Origin of the sequence: Pseudoalteromonas sp. GW168-MNA-CIBAN-0100 (genome assembly GCF_040309225.1) — a bacterium.
Lineage (GTDB): Bacteria > Pseudomonadota > Gammaproteobacteria > Enterobacterales > Alteromonadaceae > Pseudoalteromonas > Pseudoalteromonas arctica.
In genome coordinates, this window is the sequence record NZ_JBEOOL010000363.1 from 1 (window position 1) to 308 (window position 308).

Annotated in this window: 1 protein-coding gene; it reads right to left on the reverse strand. The window is 47.1% G+C overall.

Going from position 1 to position 308, the window contains the following annotated elements; translation table 11 throughout:
- Window positions 1-308: chloride channel protein (locus AAEY62_RS21495; RefSeq protein WP_350636421.1), on the reverse strand; the 308-nt coding region annotated here is incomplete at both ends.

Here is a 308-nt window from a genome sequence, read left to right on the forward strand (position 1 = left end):
TGGTTAAAGCCGCAAGCGGTGCATGCAGCGTTGCTGCTAATAATCCTGCCATGCCCAGCACCCCGTAAGTGCCGGCTATATCGGTGCCGGGGCTAATAAATTGGGCAAAAAAGGCCATTAAAGTACCAATTAAAACCCCCAGCCCTATAACAGGTCCAATTAAACCACCGGGAATACCCAAACCTATCGCAAATAATGTGGCGAGTAACTTAGCAATTAAAATAGTGGTGAGTAGTTGAATATTTTCAGGTGACTCAACCGCAATAGTGATAGCGCTCATACCCGAGCCCATTGCTTGTGGAACTGCA